The organism is Pseudomonas sp. XP2 (assembly GCF_053557975.1).
Map to the genome: position 1 here is coordinate 1 of NZ_JBNRIK010000053.1, position 13,884 is coordinate 13,884.

The window sequence follows — 13,884 nt, forward strand, 5'->3', positions numbered from 1 at the left end:
GGAGGACCGCGCTGCAGGCCCCATCCTGGGGCCCAGCGCTTGACGGGCATCCATGCCCGTCACCTCCCTCCGCAAGCCCTGCGCTCGGCCTCCTGAAGTCGCAATCTGCGTTGCCTGAACTACCGCGCACTTAGAAGCCAAAGCAAGAGCAAGAGCAAGAGCAAGAGCAAGAGCAAGAGCAAGAGCAAGAGCAAGAGCAAGAGCAGCGAGATTACTGCTGTGAGGAAATGGCCTTCTCGATGGCTGCGCGGAATTCGGGATCATCCGGTTTGGTCAGGCTGGAGAAGTTACCGATCACCTTGCCCTTACGATCGACAACGTACTTGTAGAAATTCCACTTCGGCGCACTGCTCTGGCTCGCCAACTCAGCGAACAGCGGTATCGCATCCTTGCCGCGCACCGCCTGCGTCTTGGTCATGGTGAAGGTAACGCCATAGTTGGCATAGCAAACCTTGGCAGTCTTCTCGCTATCGGTATCTTCCTGCTTGAAATCATTGGATGGCACGCCAAGCATTTCCAGACCTTGCTCGTGATATTCCTTGTAAGTCGACTGAAGCCCCTCGAACTGTGGTGCAAAACCACAATAGCTGGCCGTATTGACCACCACCAAAGGCTTCCCGCCAAAGCGCTGGCACAGGTCGATCGGCCCCTTGCCACGCAATTCCGGCAGGCTGCCTTGCAACAACGCCGGGCAATCGGCAGCCCAACTCGATGTGCTGGCAAGCACGGCCAACAACGGCACTGTCAACCAATGAGCACGCATGATTCGTTTCTCCTGCTAGACAACCCTTGAGCTTGCAGGGTAGCGCCTAACAAACACTCATGCCCAGTTGCATCAACGCCATCCCGCCCCTGTGCCAGCCCCACCACGCCAACACCAGCAGCGCCAGCGCGCCAAAGGCCAGCAACCCCCGGCCCAGGTAGCGCTTCATACAGCCTGGGCCTGCAGGCGCGCCACCGGCCGTTCGCGCACGGGCCAGTTCAGGGCAGCGGCCAGCAAACTGAGCAGGATGGAAATCTGCCAGACCAGGTCATAGCTACCGGTGCGGTCATACACCACCCCGCCCAACCAGCCACCCAGGAACGCACCCAGCTGGTGGAAAAGGAAAACGATACCGCCGAGCATGGACAAGTTACGCACCCCGAACACCGTAGCCACGGTGCCATTGGTCAGCGGGACCGTGGACAACCACAACAGGCCCATGGCAATGCCGAACAGATAGGCACTGAAAGCACTCACCGGCGCCCAGAGGAACAGCACGATCACCACTGCACGCAGCAGGTACAGCCCGGTCAGCAGGCGCGGCTTGGACATGCGCCCGCCCAGCCAGCCAGCGGTGAAAGTACCCACGATATTGAACAGGCCGACCAGCGCCAGCACCGTGGTACCGGTGGTCGCGGCCAGGTGTTGGTCAACCAGGTAGGCCGGCAGATGCACGCCAATGAACACCACCTGGAAACCACACACGAAGAAACCCAGCGCCAGCAACCAGAAGCCCGAATGCGAGCACGCTTCGCGCAGCGCCTGGCCCAGGGTCTGTTCGGTGCCATGGCTGGGCAGCGGGCGGTCGCGCAACAGGCCAACAAAGGGCACGATGAACGCCACCATCAGGCCCAGCACCAGCAACGCTGCGGACCACCCCAGCCACTGGATCAGGCCGAGAGTGCCCGGCAGCATGGCGAACTGGCCAAAGGAACCGGCCGCGCTGGCAATGCCCATGGCCATGCTGCGCTTCTCGGCCGGCACCGCACGCCCGACCACGCCGAGGATGACCGAGAACGATGTGCCGGACAGGCCGATGCCGATCAGCAAACCGGCACTGAGCGACAACGACCAGGCAGAGTCTGCCATGCCCATGAGGATCAAACCGACGGCGTACAGAATGCCGCCGATGATCACTACCCGTGCGGCCCCCATACGGTCGGCCAAGGCACCGGCAAACGGTTGCGCCAGCCCCCAGATCAGGTTCTGCAGGGCAATGGCAAAGGCGAATACCCCACGCCCCCAGCCAAAATCGGCGCTCATCGGCCCCAGAAACAGGCCAAAGCCATGCCGTACCCCCAGAGACAGCGCCAGAATCAAAGCCGCCCCCACCAGTACCCACCCGCTGGTTCGCCACACCGAAGTCATTGTCGTTATCTCCAGCACATCGCAAGGTTTTTACGGGTATATACCCGCTTATGGTCGTATCAATTCAGGCCAATTGGTCCAGCAAACGCACCAGTTCATCCCGCTGCCCGGCGCCCAACCGCTCCACCAGTTCGATCTGGGCTTGTTCCCAGGCTGGGTGCGCGGCATGCAGCAGCTGCGCCCCGGCCGCAGTCAGCAGCACCACGCGGTTGCGCTGGTCCTCGCCTTCGGCCAGGGCCACCAGCCCTTCCGCCTCCAGTACCCGCAGGTTACGCCCCAGGGTACTGCGCTCCAGGCCCATGGCTTCGGCCAAGGTGGTGATGCTGGGGCGGTCGAGCCGCTGCAGGTGCCTTAGCAGGGAAAACTGCGCGACATTGACCCCGAAGCCGGCAAGGGCCTCGTCATAATGCCGGCTCACCCCGCGGGCGGCGCGACGCAGATGGGTACAGATGCATTCACTGGTCAGCATGGATACGTGTATATACCCGCGTCATGACTGTTGCAAGAGATTTCACAATGGGTGATGAGTGTCAGTCCGGGTTCAAGCGCTTTCGTATAGGCTCGAACTCAACCGTTGCTGTGCGCGGCAATGGGTCTGGCGTACCTTGCTCGATCGCCTGCCAGTAGCGCCACGGCACCTTCGCCGAACCCAGTTCGTAGTCCATGCCGTCCCAGTTGTCTTCACGGAAGCTATAGAAAGCCCAATGCAACTGATTGCGATCCAGCACGGTGAGTACGTCTTCAAGGTATTGCCGGCAACCCGATAGCCTGCGCATGCAGCCAAACTCGCCTACCACCAGGCGCGACCGCGGCAGGCCCATGGCTTCGGCCCATGCCAACGGCTGGCGCAAGTAGCGTTCAACTCGCGCCCCATCCCATTGCTGGGTTTGCCCGGCAAACGGTGCGGCGCCCGGATAGGCGATGGGGTGCTTGCGCGTCATGTTGGGCGCACTGGTAGCGGCATAGGGCTCGTACATGTGCACGCTGTACAACACTCGCGGGTCTTCCAGGGGAGCAGGCCAGTAGTCGAAGGCGTCTGCGGCAGCAAACCAACCTGCATCGACCATGACCGGTGTGTCAGTGTCCTGCTCGCGAATGGCCGCTATCAGTTGCCGGTACAGCAACGGCAGATCGCGCGCGGTGCCCTGCGCTCGCACATACCACTGCTGCATTTGCCCCGGTTCAGCGTGTTCGGCCAAGCCGCCCAGTTTTTCCGGGGCGGGCTCATTGATCAGGTTGTAGGCGCCAATGGCCGGGTGGCCTTTCAGTTCACGTGCCATGTCTCGCCAGAAGGCCATGGCCTGGGACCAGTAGCGCTTGTCTTGCCACAATCGATCATCGAATTGGCCCTGGTTGTTTTGCGACCAGCGCATACCGGGTAGCGAGAGTGGGGCAATGACCACCTTGAGCCCCGCCTGATGAGCACGGTCAAGGGTGGCGCGCAGCGTAGCCAGGTCGGCGGCGGGCAGGCCTGCATAAGCGTCGGCATTGCCGAGCAGGAAATCACGTTGTACCGGTTGCCATTTGTCGTACGACAGCCGCACCCATGTGGCGCCATACCCCTTCAGGGCATCGAAATAGGCTTGATCGGGTGGCAGCCGGTTGAAGCTGTTACCGCCGTGGCGAGGGGCATCCCAGAACGCCATGAGGTCTGCGGCGGTGGCTGGGAGGTTGGGCAGCATCAACAGACTGGCAAAGATCCAGTTTCGCACGGGAGGCCTACCGGGTCGTATGGGGGGAGGCAGAGGATACGCTGGCAGAGAAGCTGCAGGACTTACCGAACCGTTGCCGGAAGTTACTGCACCCACCCCACAGACAAAGGCACCGATGGCACGGGCTTTGCCCGTGTTCGCAGGCAAGCCAGCTTCCACAGCAGGCCAGTGGCCTTCACAACGCGCCCAGGCTTTTAGATTTCGACCGACTTCAAAGGCCTAGCGCCAATCCAAGCACGACAACCAGTTCGAGCAACTCCAGCATCGCGCCAGCTGTATCCCCGGTAGTTCCACCCAGGCGTCGGCAAATGAGGTGCCGCAACCAGGCAAACATGGCCAGCGCCAGCACTGCCACCCAGCCGCCCAAGACCAGGCAGAACAGCGCACTGCCCAGCAGCACCCACCCGGCTATACGTCGGGGCAAGTGCTCGGCCAACGCCTGGCCCAACCCGCCAGGCCGCACATAGGGTGTACAGAGGAACAGGCCCAACATCGCCGCCCGGCCGATCAAGGGAGCCAGCAGCAACTGCGCCCCGATGCCCTGCTCAACCAACACCCACAAGGCGCAAAACTTCAGCAACAGCACCAGCACCAGGGTGACCACGGCAATCGGCCCGCTACGGGGGTCTTTCATGATCTGCAAGGTGCGCTCACGGTCGCCGAAACCACCCAGCCAGGCGTCGGCACTGTCAGCCAGACCATCCAGGTGCAAGGCGCCACTGAGCAATACCCACAACGTCAGCAGCAATGCCGCATGCAGCGGCGCTGGCGTACCCTGCAGCAGAAGGCTGGCCAGCCACAGCAGCAGCCCGAACAACAGCCCGACCAGCGGGTAGAACAGCAGCGAACGCCCCAGCTCACGCGGTTCCGGCATGCCCGGCAGGCTCACGGGCAAGCTGCTGAGAAACTGCAAGGCGATCCAGAACGGCAACATCTCAGTGTTCCTCGGCCAGTTGACCGTCGCCACCCATCACCAGCCGCACCAGCGCCCCGTGCCCGACTTCAACCTGCAACAACTGCTCCTTCGGCAGGCCTCGCGCCCGGGCCAGCAATAACCGCATCACCCCGCCATGGGTGACCAGCAGCACCCGCTTACCCGCATGCTGGCGGCTCAAACGCTCGACAGCGGCCAGCACCCGCTCGGCGAATGCCTGCACCGGTTCGCCGTTGGGCGGGGTGCAGGCGTAGGGGTCTGCCCAAAAGCGCCCCAGGGCATCCGCCTGGTCTTCCATGATCTGCGCTGCACTACGGCCTTCCCAGTCACCAAAATGCAGCTCTTGCAAACCTGCTTCGCGTTGCACGGTCAAATCCAGCCGCCGACCCAGTTCATCGGCAAAACGCGCACAGCGCTGCAGCGGCGAACTGACCAGCACCTGCCACGGGCCCGCTTCGGCCACGGCGCTGCGCATCTGCGCCCAGCCCTTGTCAGTGAGGGCATCGTCCAGGCTACCGCGCAAGCCGCCCTGTTCCGTTTCGCCGTGGCGCAGCAGGTCGAGGATCATGCCGGGCGGTCCGCCACGGCGGCCTCGGCAAAGGTCGCCATCTGCCCGTGCAGCGCACAGGCCAGGCGCAACAACGGCACGGCCAACGCAGCACCACTGCCCTCGCCCAGGCGCAGGCCCAATGCCAATAGCGGTTCGGCCTGCAACGCATCCAGCAAAGCCTTGTGCCCAGGCTCCGCGCCCTGATGGGCAAACAGCAACCACGCCCGGCACTGCGGGTTGAGGCGCACCGCCACCAGGGCGGCAACGCTACAAATGAAACCGTCCACCAGCACGGCGATGCCCGCCTGCGCGCAGCCGATATAAGCCCCGGCCAATGCCGCGATCTCGAAACCGCCGACACAACCCAGTGCCTGCAATGGATCTGCGGCCTGCAGGCCATGCAGGTTCAGCGCCCGCTCGATGACCTCGGCCTTGTGCCGCACGCCAGCGTTGTCCAGGCCGGTGCCCGGGCCGCTGAGTTCAGCAGGCGGGCAGCCTAGCAGGACGCTGGCCAAGGCCGCAGCGGCCGTGGTGTTGCCAATCCCCATCTCGCCGCCAATGAACAGCTGCGCCCCCTGTTCAGCGGCACGCAGGGCGCTGTCGCGGCCTGCCTGCAAGGCTGCGTGCAACTGCCCCTCGGTCATCGCTGGCTGGCGGGCGAAGTTGGCCGTGCCGGCCCCCAGGCGCAGGTGGCGCACACCGGGCAGTTCCAGATGAGGATCGATGGTGCCAAGGTCGACCACCTCAAGGCTGGCCTGCAGCTGGCGCGCCAGTACGCTGATCGCCGCACCACCGCCGACGAAGTTGCGCAGCATCTGACCGGTCACCGCCTGCGGGTAGGCCGAGATACCTTCTTCGACCACGCCGTGGTCACCCGCGAAAATGCTGATGGCGGCCTGATCCAGGGCTGGCCGTTCACGCCCTTGCAGGCCCGCCAGCTGAACGGCCAGGCCTTCCAGTTGCCCGAGTGAGCCAGCAGGTTTGGTCAGCTGTTGCTGACGGGCACGAGCCTGATCCATGGCGGCGTTGTCGAGAGAATGGCAGGCGTCACGCCACCAGGCTTGAGTCATAGTGCAGCTCCTTTGAGCATTAGGGGCAGGCCGGCTACGGTCAGCACCACGCGCTGGCAGCGTTCGGCCACGGCCTGGTGCAGCCAGCCGGCCAGGTCGACATAGCGCCGGGTCAGCTCGCCCATGGGCACGACGCCCAGGCCAGTTTCGTTGCTGACCAGAATGAGGGTGCCAGGCAACTGCTCCAGGCAGGCCAGCAGGGCGTCACGCTCCTCGGCCAGGCGCTGGTCGTCTTCCAGCATCAGCAGATTGGTCAGCCACAGGGTCAGGCAGTCCACCAGCAGGCAGCGCCCTTCGGCCGCTTCGGTACGCAGTACTGCCGCCAGGGCCAACGGCTCTTCGATCAGCCCCCAATCGGCGGGGCGGCGCTGACGGTGCAGCGACACGCGTTCACTCATTTCACCATCCAGAGGCTGGCTGGTGGCGATGTAGGTTACCGGCAGGCCGCTTGCACTGGCCAGCTGTTCGGCCAGGCGACTCTTGCCGGAACGGGCCCCGCCGAGAATAAGGTTGCGCATGTCAGGCCACCCCACACAGTTGGCGCAAGTGCGCCGTGTCCAGGTGTTTTTCCACCAGGTCGGCCAGGCGCTCTATGTCGCGTTCACGCAAGGCTTCGTAATCGATGCTTTGCACCTCCTCCAGGCCAGCCCAACGTAGCAGCGCAGCACACGACTGGCTGCCTTCGAACAGGCCGTGCAGGTAGGTGGCGAGGATCTGGCCATCGGCGCTCACAGCACCCTCGCAGCGGCCATCGGCGAGCTGTACCGCTGGCTGTTCGAGGGCCGGCCCCGTGGTGACGCCAGCGTGAATTTCATAGCCGGCCACCGGCACTGCTTCAAGCTTCAGCGTACCGGCAACGTTGCGCAGTTGCTTCTCGGCCTCCAGCACCGTGGCGTAATCGAGCAGGCCAAGCCCAGCGCTTGAGCCGGGAGCCCCTTCCAGACCCAGCGGGTCATGCACTTCGCGGCCCAGCATCTGCAGGCCGCCGCAGATCCCGATCAGCTTGCCACCGTAACGCAGGTGCCGCTCGATGGCTTTATCCCACCCACGCTCGCGCAGCTGTGCCAGGTCACTGCGTACGCTCTTGGAGCCCGGCAGGATGATCAGGTCTGCAGCCGGGATCGGCTGGCCCGGGCCAATGAACTGCAGGTCCACCTGCGGATGCAGGCGCAACGGGTCGAAGTCGGTATGGTTACTGATGCGCGGCAATACCGGCACAATCACCTTGAGCACGCGCTCGCTTTTGGCGCCTTGGCGCACATCGATGCCGTCTTCGGCTTCCAGGTGCAGGTCGGTGACATAAGGCAGCACCCCCAGCACTGGCTTGCCGGTGCGTTGCTCCAGCCAGTCCAGCCCCGGCTGCAATAAAGCGATATCGCCACGGAAGCGGTTGATGACAAAGCCTTTGACCCGCGCCTGCTCACTGGGCGACAGCAATTCCAGCGTGCCCACCAGGTGGGCGAACACCCCGCCGCGGTTGATGTCGGCAACCAGGATCACCGGGCAGTCCACCGCCTCGGCAAACCCCATGTTGGCGATGTCTCCGGCACGCAGGTTGATCTCCGCTGGCGACCCCGCGCCTTCGACCATGACCACCGGCCAGGCGGCACTCAGGCGCTGGTGCGAAGCCAGCACCGCCTGCATGGCGATGGCTTTGTAGTCGTGGTAAGCCACCGCGTTCATGCTGGTGACCGCACGGCCGTGGATGATCACCTGAGCGCCGGTATCGCTGTTGGGTTTGAGCAACACGGGGTTCATGTCGGTATGGGGTGCCAGCCGGCAAGCCTGCGCCTGCACCGCCTGGGCGCGGCCAATTTCACCGCCGTCGGCAGTTACCGCGCTGTTCAGTGCCATGTTCTGTGGCTTGAACGGCACCACGCCAACGCCTTGGCGCAACAGCCAGCGGCACAGGGCAGTTACCAGCGTGCTCTTGCCAGCGTCGGAGGTGGTGCCTTGCACCATGAGGGTGGTCATGCCGATTCCTTTGGAAAGTCCGCCAGGGCCTGGGCGAGGCGCTGTTCGTCCGCCGCACATTCAGGCAGCCCCAGGCGCACGGCCGGTGGGTGTTCGAACAAGCGCACCAGGATGCCGCGGCGGGCAAGAAAGTCATGCAACTGCACGGCGCGCTCGCTGCGCACGTACTGGAACAGGTCACAGCCGCCGCTGGGGGCAAGGCCGGTGCTGGACAGCATTGTTGCCAAGCGCTGGCTGGCGGCAGCGCAACGTTCAATCTGCACGCGCTGGGCAGGCTTGTCGGCCAGGCTTGCCTGGGCCAGCACCCGGGTTGGCCCGTTGACCGTCCACGGGCCAAGCAGCTCGGCCAGGCGCAGCAACAGGCTGCGCTCGGCGGCGACGAAGCCCAGGCGTACCCCGGCCAGCCCAAAGAACTTGCCGAATGATCGCAGCACGATCAGCCCCGGGAGGTCGGCGCAATCGACCACGCCATCCGCCGGGGTGTTGTCCATGAACGCTTCGTCGACCAACAGCCAGCCACCGCGTGCAGCCAGGCGCGCGTGCCAGCCCAGCAGGCGCTCACGCGGTACCCGCTGCCCGGTCGGGTTATTGGGGTTGACCAGCACCAGCACGTCGAGGCTGTCGAGCATCGCCTCGACCTGCGTTTCATCCAGCTCGACCAGATGATGGCCCGCCCGATGCCAGGCATACGGGTGTTCGGCATAGCACGGCGACAGCACCCCTACCCGGCCAGCCGCACGCAGCAGCGGCAAAGCCTGGATCGCCGCCTGGGAACCCGCCACCGGCAGCAGCTCGCGGGCGCCGTAATACCCGCGTGCCGCCGCCTCCAGGCCGTCTTCGGTCTCAGGCAGGCGAGCCCAGGCATCTGTAGGTATCGGCGGGATCGGGAACGGCCAGGGCGCGATGCCGCTGGACAGGTCGAGCCACTGCTCGCGAGGGATACCGTAATGTTGCACCGCACGCAGCAGGCGGCCACCGTGTTCAAGCATTGATGTAAGCCCCCAGGCAGATCAACAACAGCCACAGCCACACGCCGCGCTGCACCAGGCTCCAGCCACGCTCGATGGCATCGGCGTCAGCCATCGGCCCTTCGCCCAGGCGTGGCCGCTCATGCAGTTCGCCGTGGTAAACAGCCGGGCCGCCCAGGGCTACACCGAGTGCTCCGGCACCGGCGGCCATCACCGGTCCGGCGTTGGGGCTGTCCCACAGCGGGCCCTGCTTGCGCCAGCAAGCCAGCGCCAGGCGGGTCTTGCCCAGCAGTGCGTAAGTCAGCGCCACCAGCCTTGCGGGAATATAGTTGAGCACATCATCAATGCGCGCCGCGCACCAGCCGAAGCGCTCGAAGCGTTCGTTGCGATACCCCCACATGGCATCCAGGGTGTTGCTCAGGCGGTACAGCACCACGCCCGGCGCGCCGGCCACCACAAACCAGAACAGCGCGGCGAACACCGCGTCACTGCCGTTTTCCAGTACCGACTCGGTGGCTGCGCGGGCCACGGCGGGCTCGTCCAGCTCCCGGGTTTCGCGGCTGACCAGGTAGCCGACGCGGCGCCGGGCTTCCTCCAGGTCGCCCTGGCGCAAGGCGTTGGCCACCGGCAGCACATGTTCGCCCAAACTGCGCAGGCCCAGGGCGCAGTACAGCGCCAGCACATCCACCAGCCAGCCGATGTACGGCAGCCAGGACAGGATCAGCGCCACCAGGGTCAGCGGCACCACCGCCAGAAACCACGCACTCACGCCGTGGCTGCGCCAGCCGCGGCCACCTGCATTCAGGCGGCGCTCCAGGTTACCGACCATATTGCCGAAGGCCACCAGCGGGTGGCGCCGCTGCGGTTCGCCCAGCAAGGCATCCAGGGCCACCCCGGCCATGGTCAGCAAGGCCACGCTCATTGGCGCTCTCCCCATTGGTTTTCGTACAACATGTCACTCAAAGGCCGTTCTTCGGCCCAGTTTTCCAGCACCAGCATGGGTGCAGGGTAAAATTCGGTCACGGGTCCCAGGCACAGCACCGCCACCGGTTTGGCCCCTTCCGGCATACCCAGCAGTGCTGCCAGCGCCAGAGGGTCGAACAGCGACACCCAGCCCATGCCCAGCCCTTCGCCACGGGCCGCCAGCCACAGGTTCTGAATGGCGCAGGCCAGCGAGGCCAGGTCCATCTCCGGCAGGGTGCGACGGCCGAAGATGTGCGGCTCGCGGTTGTCCATCAAGGCCGCTACCAGCAGCTCGGCACAGTCATTGATGCCTTCTACCTTCAGCTTCATGAAGTCATCAGCCCGCTCGCCCAATGCCTCGGCAGTGCGCAGACGCTCCGCCTCCACCAAGGCCTGGATGCGGGTACGCAGGTCACGCTGGGTGATGCGAATGAAACGCCAGGGCTGCATCAAACCGACGCTAGGCGCCTGGTGTGCGGCGGCCAGCAAGCGGCCCAGCAGTGCTGGCGCAACCTGGCCACCGGCAAAATGGCGCATGTCGCGACGCTCACCGATAGCCCGATAGATCGCAGCGCGTTCGGCGGCGCTGTAGGCGTGTTCGCTCATGGTCGCAACAGCGCCGCCGCCGCATCAGGGTTGGAGGGGAAGTAGAAGTGCACGTAAGAGGCCGTCAGCCGACCCAGGCGATACACCGCTTCGTTGCCCCGCCCGCCGTTGGGGCTGAGGCCTCGGGCGATCGGTTCCAGCGGCGTGCTGGTTAGCGAGTGGTGATAGGTATGGCCGCGCAGGGTACCTTCCGGCAGCTCCACCGCCTGCAAGGCCAGGGCCGCCAGGCGCTTTTGCATGGTCGCCTCGCCTGGTAGCAGGCCGAGCAGTTCGGCACGCTCGCCGGCGACGTCAGTCAGGGCATCGAGCAGGTACAGCATGCCGCCACATTCAGCCAGCAACGGCTTGCCCTGAGCATGATGGGCGCGGATTGCCTCGCTCATTGGCGCATTGGCAGCCAGGGCGTGGTGATGCAGTTCGGGATAGCCACCCGGGAGGTACAGGCTGTCCACCACTGGCAGTTCACGGTCGTGCAGCGGCGAGAAGAATTCCAGCTGCGCGCCCCGGCTGCGCAGCAGCTCAAGGTTGGCACCATAGGTGAACGCGAACGCTTCGTCTCGCGCCACACCAATGCGCACACCGTCCAGCGAGGCAGCACGCACCTGCGGCTCGGGGCCGACAAAGGTCACCGGCGGAGGCATCGCGGCGTCGCAGCTGGCGGCAAGCGCCTCGGCGGCGGCATCTAGGCGGGTATCCAGGTCGTTCAGCTCGCTGGCCTGAACCAGCCCAAGATGACGGCTGGGCAATTCAATGCCGCGCTCACGGGACAAGCCGCCATACCAGCGCAGGCCCTCGGTCAGGCTACCTTCGAGCAGCTGCGCGTGGCGCAGGCTGCCCACGCGGTTGGCCAGTACGCCGGCGAACGGCAGGTCGGCCTGGTAACGCGCCAGGCCCAGGGCCAGGGCGCCGAAGGTCTGGGCCATGGCCGTACCGTCGATCACAGCCAGCACTGGCACGCCGAAGTGGCGCGCCAGGTCAGCACTGGACGGGGTGCCGTCGAACAATCCCATGACCCCTTCGATCAGGATCAGGTCGGCCTCGCCGGCGGCTTCCCACAGCAGGCGGCGGCTTTCCTCGGCTCCGATCATCCACAAATCCAGCTGGTACACCGGCGCGCCACTGGCCCGCTCGAGAATCATCGGGTCCAGAAAGTCGGGGCCACACTTGAACACCCTCACCTTGCGCCCGAGGTTGCGGTGCAGGCGGGCCAAAGCAGCAGTGACGGTGGTCTTGCCCTGGCCAGAGGCCGGTGCCGCGATCAACACCGCGGGGCAGTGGCGCGATTGACTCACAGCTCGACGCCCTTCTGTGCACGGATACCGGCCTGGAAGGCGTGCTTGAGCATGCCCATCTCGGTCACGGTATCGGCCAATTCGATCATCTCGGGCTTTGCAGCGCGGCCAGTCACGATCACGTGCTGCATGGGCGGACGGCCCTGGATGTCGGACAGGACCTGGTCCAGGTCGAGGTAGCCATGCTTGAGGGCGATATTCAGCTCATCCAGCACTACGAACTGCACACTTGGATCCTGCAGCAACTGCCGCGACACCGCCCAGGCGGCTTCGGCGGCAGCGATGTCACGCTGGCGGTCCTGGGTTTCCCAGGTAAAGCCCTCACCCATCACGTGATAGCGAACCTGCTCGGGGAAGCGGCGGAAAAACAGCTCTTCGCCGGTGCTGTTACGGCCTTTGATGAACTGCACCACTCCACACTGCATGCCATGGCCCAGGGCGCGGGCGAGCATGCCGAAGGCAGAGCTGCTCTTGCCTTTGCCATTGCCGGTCAGCACCAGCAGCAAGCCGCATTCGTTGGGGGAATTGGCGATGCGTTCGTCGATGACCGCCTTCTTGCGCTGCATGCGCGCCAGGTGACGTTCGTCGCGTTCGGTGGCTTCGCTCATCAGGGTTCTCCGCAGGCTGGCACCACGGCACGCGTGGCGACAGGGAATAGGCAGGCAGACGGAGAGCGCGCAGGGGCCATGGCAGGGCGCCACGGTGCACCGCGCATCACCCTCCGTGATGCCGTTGACAGTTTCAGGCCGGTCTCCGGGCTTGTGAGCGGGCCTTGGCCCAAACCTGCGCGCCTTCCCGGATGCTGGCATCCAGTGGCCCTGCGCGGCCTTCTACTCACCTACCGTTGCGGGGGCAGCGCCGGAATCGCGCCATGCTGGCGCCCACCGGCTTCCCAGTTTCACCCTGCCCAGTGGGGGCTGGCAGGGCACCTGAAACACGCCGCGAAGGTTAGAGGGTTGCACCGGGAGCGTCAATTGAAGTGGTTGCTGCAGCAACGTAAGCTTTTGATCTTGATCTTGATCTTGATCTTGATCTTGATCTTGATCTTGATCTTGATCTTGATCTTGATCTTGATCTTGATCTTGATCTTCGCGACTTCAGGAGGCCGAACGCAGGCCTTGCGGAGGGAGGTGACGGGCATGGATGCCCGTCAAGCGCTGGGCCCCAGGATGGGGCCTGCAGCGCGGTCCTCCCGGGAGCGAGGCCGCAGTGAGGGAACCCCGGAGCGCAGCGTAGGGGCCGGATGATGGGAGCGCAGCGTTTTTTGGTTACTTTTTGTCGCGTCTGACAAAAAGTGACTCGCCGTAAGGGCGAAAAGGTGAGTTAGTGTCGCTATCGCAAATGGCCTATGCGCGAGCTAAAAACCAGCACTGTTTCGCTGTTCGCTGTTCGCTGTTCGCGTTCGCGTTCGCGTTCGCGTTCGCGTTCGCGTTCAGGTGTGGGCATCAACAATGAGTCAACATTCATTTTCAAAGGTGGCGCCAAATCACCTTTCCGCCCTTACGGCGGGTCACTTTTTGTCAAACGCGACAAAAAGTAACCAAAAAACGCTGCGCTCCCATCATCCGGCCCCTACGCTGCGCTCCGGGGTCCCCTCGCTCCGGGCTTGCTCCCGGGAGGACCGCGCTGCAGGCCCCATCCTGGGGCCCAGCGCTTGACGGGCATCCATGCCCGTCACCTCCCT

The 13,884-nt window shown here is 64.7% G+C and carries 16 protein-coding genes and 1 riboswitch; all 16 genes read right to left on the minus strand.

All coding sequences use genetic code 11. The annotated features are described in order from the left end of the window. Window positions 1-211: 211 nt before the first annotated feature. Window positions 212-763: a glutathione peroxidase gene (locus ACK1VC_RS28530; RefSeq protein WP_016485288.1), complete on the minus strand. Its 552-nt coding sequence runs from the start codon at window positions 761-763 to the stop codon at window positions 212-214. Between the two features lie 46 nt (window positions 764-809). Further along, the gene (locus ACK1VC_RS28535) at window positions 810-932 is read right to left on the minus strand and encodes a hypothetical protein (RefSeq protein WP_016485287.1); all 123 of its coding nucleotides are present in this window, start codon (window positions 930-932) and stop codon (window positions 810-812) included. After that, window positions 929-2,131, minus strand: coding sequence for an MFS transporter (locus ACK1VC_RS28540; RefSeq protein WP_023049317.1), 1,203 nt, complete (start codon window positions 2,129-2,131; stop codon window positions 929-931). The genes ACK1VC_RS28535 and ACK1VC_RS28540 overlap by 4 nt, the downstream gene beginning before the upstream one ends. A gap of 64 nt (window positions 2,132-2,195) precedes the next feature. Further along, entirely contained in the window at window positions 2,196-2,600 is a 405-nt protein-coding gene (locus tag ACK1VC_RS28545; protein WP_095117325.1) for a MarR family winged helix-turn-helix transcriptional regulator, read from the minus strand. 61 nt (window positions 2,601-2,661) lie between these two features. Then, window positions 2,662-3,777, minus strand: coding sequence for a glycoside hydrolase family 5 protein (locus tag ACK1VC_RS28550; RefSeq protein ID WP_096426939.1), 1,116 nt, complete (start codon window positions 3,775-3,777; stop codon window positions 2,662-2,664). 277 nt (window positions 3,778-4,054) lie between these two features. Next, a complete protein-coding gene (locus ACK1VC_RS28555; RefSeq protein WP_060519921.1) occupies window positions 4,055-4,777 on the minus strand; it encodes an adenosylcobinamide-GDP ribazoletransferase in 723 nt (240 codons plus the stop codon). A gap of 1 nt (window position 4,778) precedes the next feature. Beyond that, window positions 4,779-5,345, minus strand: coding sequence for an alpha-ribazole phosphatase family protein (gene cobC / locus ACK1VC_RS28560; RefSeq protein ID WP_070087016.1), 567 nt, complete (start codon window positions 5,343-5,345; stop codon window positions 4,779-4,781). Then, window positions 5,342-6,397: a nicotinate-nucleotide--dimethylbenzimidazole phosphoribosyltransferase gene (gene cobT, locus ACK1VC_RS28565; RefSeq protein WP_096425711.1), complete on the minus strand. Its 1,056-nt coding sequence runs from the start codon at window positions 6,395-6,397 to the stop codon at window positions 5,342-5,344. Before cobT ends, cobC begins: the two co-directional genes overlap by 4 nt. Next, on the minus strand, window positions 6,394-6,915 hold the full coding sequence (gene cobU, locus ACK1VC_RS28570; RefSeq protein WP_016485280.1) for a bifunctional adenosylcobinamide kinase/adenosylcobinamide-phosphate guanylyltransferase: 522 nt from the start codon (window positions 6,913-6,915) through the stop codon (window positions 6,394-6,396). Before cobU ends, cobT begins: the two co-directional genes overlap by 4 nt. Before the next feature lies 1 nt (window position 6,916). Beyond that, window positions 6,917-8,371 carry a cobyric acid synthase gene (locus tag ACK1VC_RS28575; RefSeq protein WP_070087018.1) on the minus strand — a complete coding sequence of 485 codons (1,455 nt, stop codon included), beginning with the start codon at window positions 8,369-8,371 and terminating at the stop codon, window positions 6,917-6,919. Further along, window positions 8,368-9,360, minus strand: coding sequence for a threonine-phosphate decarboxylase CobD (gene cobD, locus ACK1VC_RS28580; RefSeq protein ID WP_016485278.1), 993 nt, complete (start codon window positions 9,358-9,360; stop codon window positions 8,368-8,370). Before cobD ends, ACK1VC_RS28575 begins: the two co-directional genes overlap by 4 nt. Beyond that, window positions 9,353-10,261 carry an adenosylcobinamide-phosphate synthase CbiB gene (gene cbiB, locus ACK1VC_RS28585; RefSeq protein WP_449118178.1) on the minus strand — a complete coding sequence of 303 codons (909 nt, stop codon included), beginning with the start codon at window positions 10,259-10,261 and terminating at the stop codon, window positions 9,353-9,355. The genes cobD and cbiB overlap by 8 nt, the downstream gene beginning before the upstream one ends. Next, complete coding sequence (gene bluB / locus ACK1VC_RS28590) at window positions 10,258-10,908, minus strand: 5,6-dimethylbenzimidazole synthase (protein WP_060519930.1); 651 nt, start codon at window positions 10,906-10,908, stop codon at window positions 10,258-10,260. The genes cbiB and bluB overlap by 4 nt, the downstream gene beginning before the upstream one ends. After that, window positions 10,905-12,200 (minus strand): cobyrinate a,c-diamide synthase, encoded by a 1,296-nt coding sequence (locus ACK1VC_RS28595; RefSeq protein ID WP_197884630.1) that lies wholly within the window; start codon window positions 12,198-12,200, stop codon window positions 10,905-10,907. Before ACK1VC_RS28595 ends, bluB begins: the two co-directional genes overlap by 4 nt. Beyond that, entirely contained in the window at window positions 12,197-12,808 is a 612-nt protein-coding gene (cobO, locus tag ACK1VC_RS28600; protein ID WP_070087056.1) for a cob(I)yrinic acid a,c-diamide adenosyltransferase, read from the minus strand. The genes ACK1VC_RS28595 and cobO overlap by 4 nt, the downstream gene beginning before the upstream one ends. Window positions 12,809-12,927: 119 nt before the next feature. Then, a riboswitch (cobalamin riboswitch) is annotated at window positions 12,928-13,148 on the minus strand. Between the two features lie 22 nt (window positions 13,149-13,170). Further along, window positions 13,171-13,341, minus strand: coding sequence for a hypothetical protein (locus tag ACK1VC_RS28605; protein ID WP_449118179.1), 171 nt, complete (start codon window positions 13,339-13,341; stop codon window positions 13,171-13,173). Window positions 13,342-13,884: the final 543 nt, after the last annotated feature.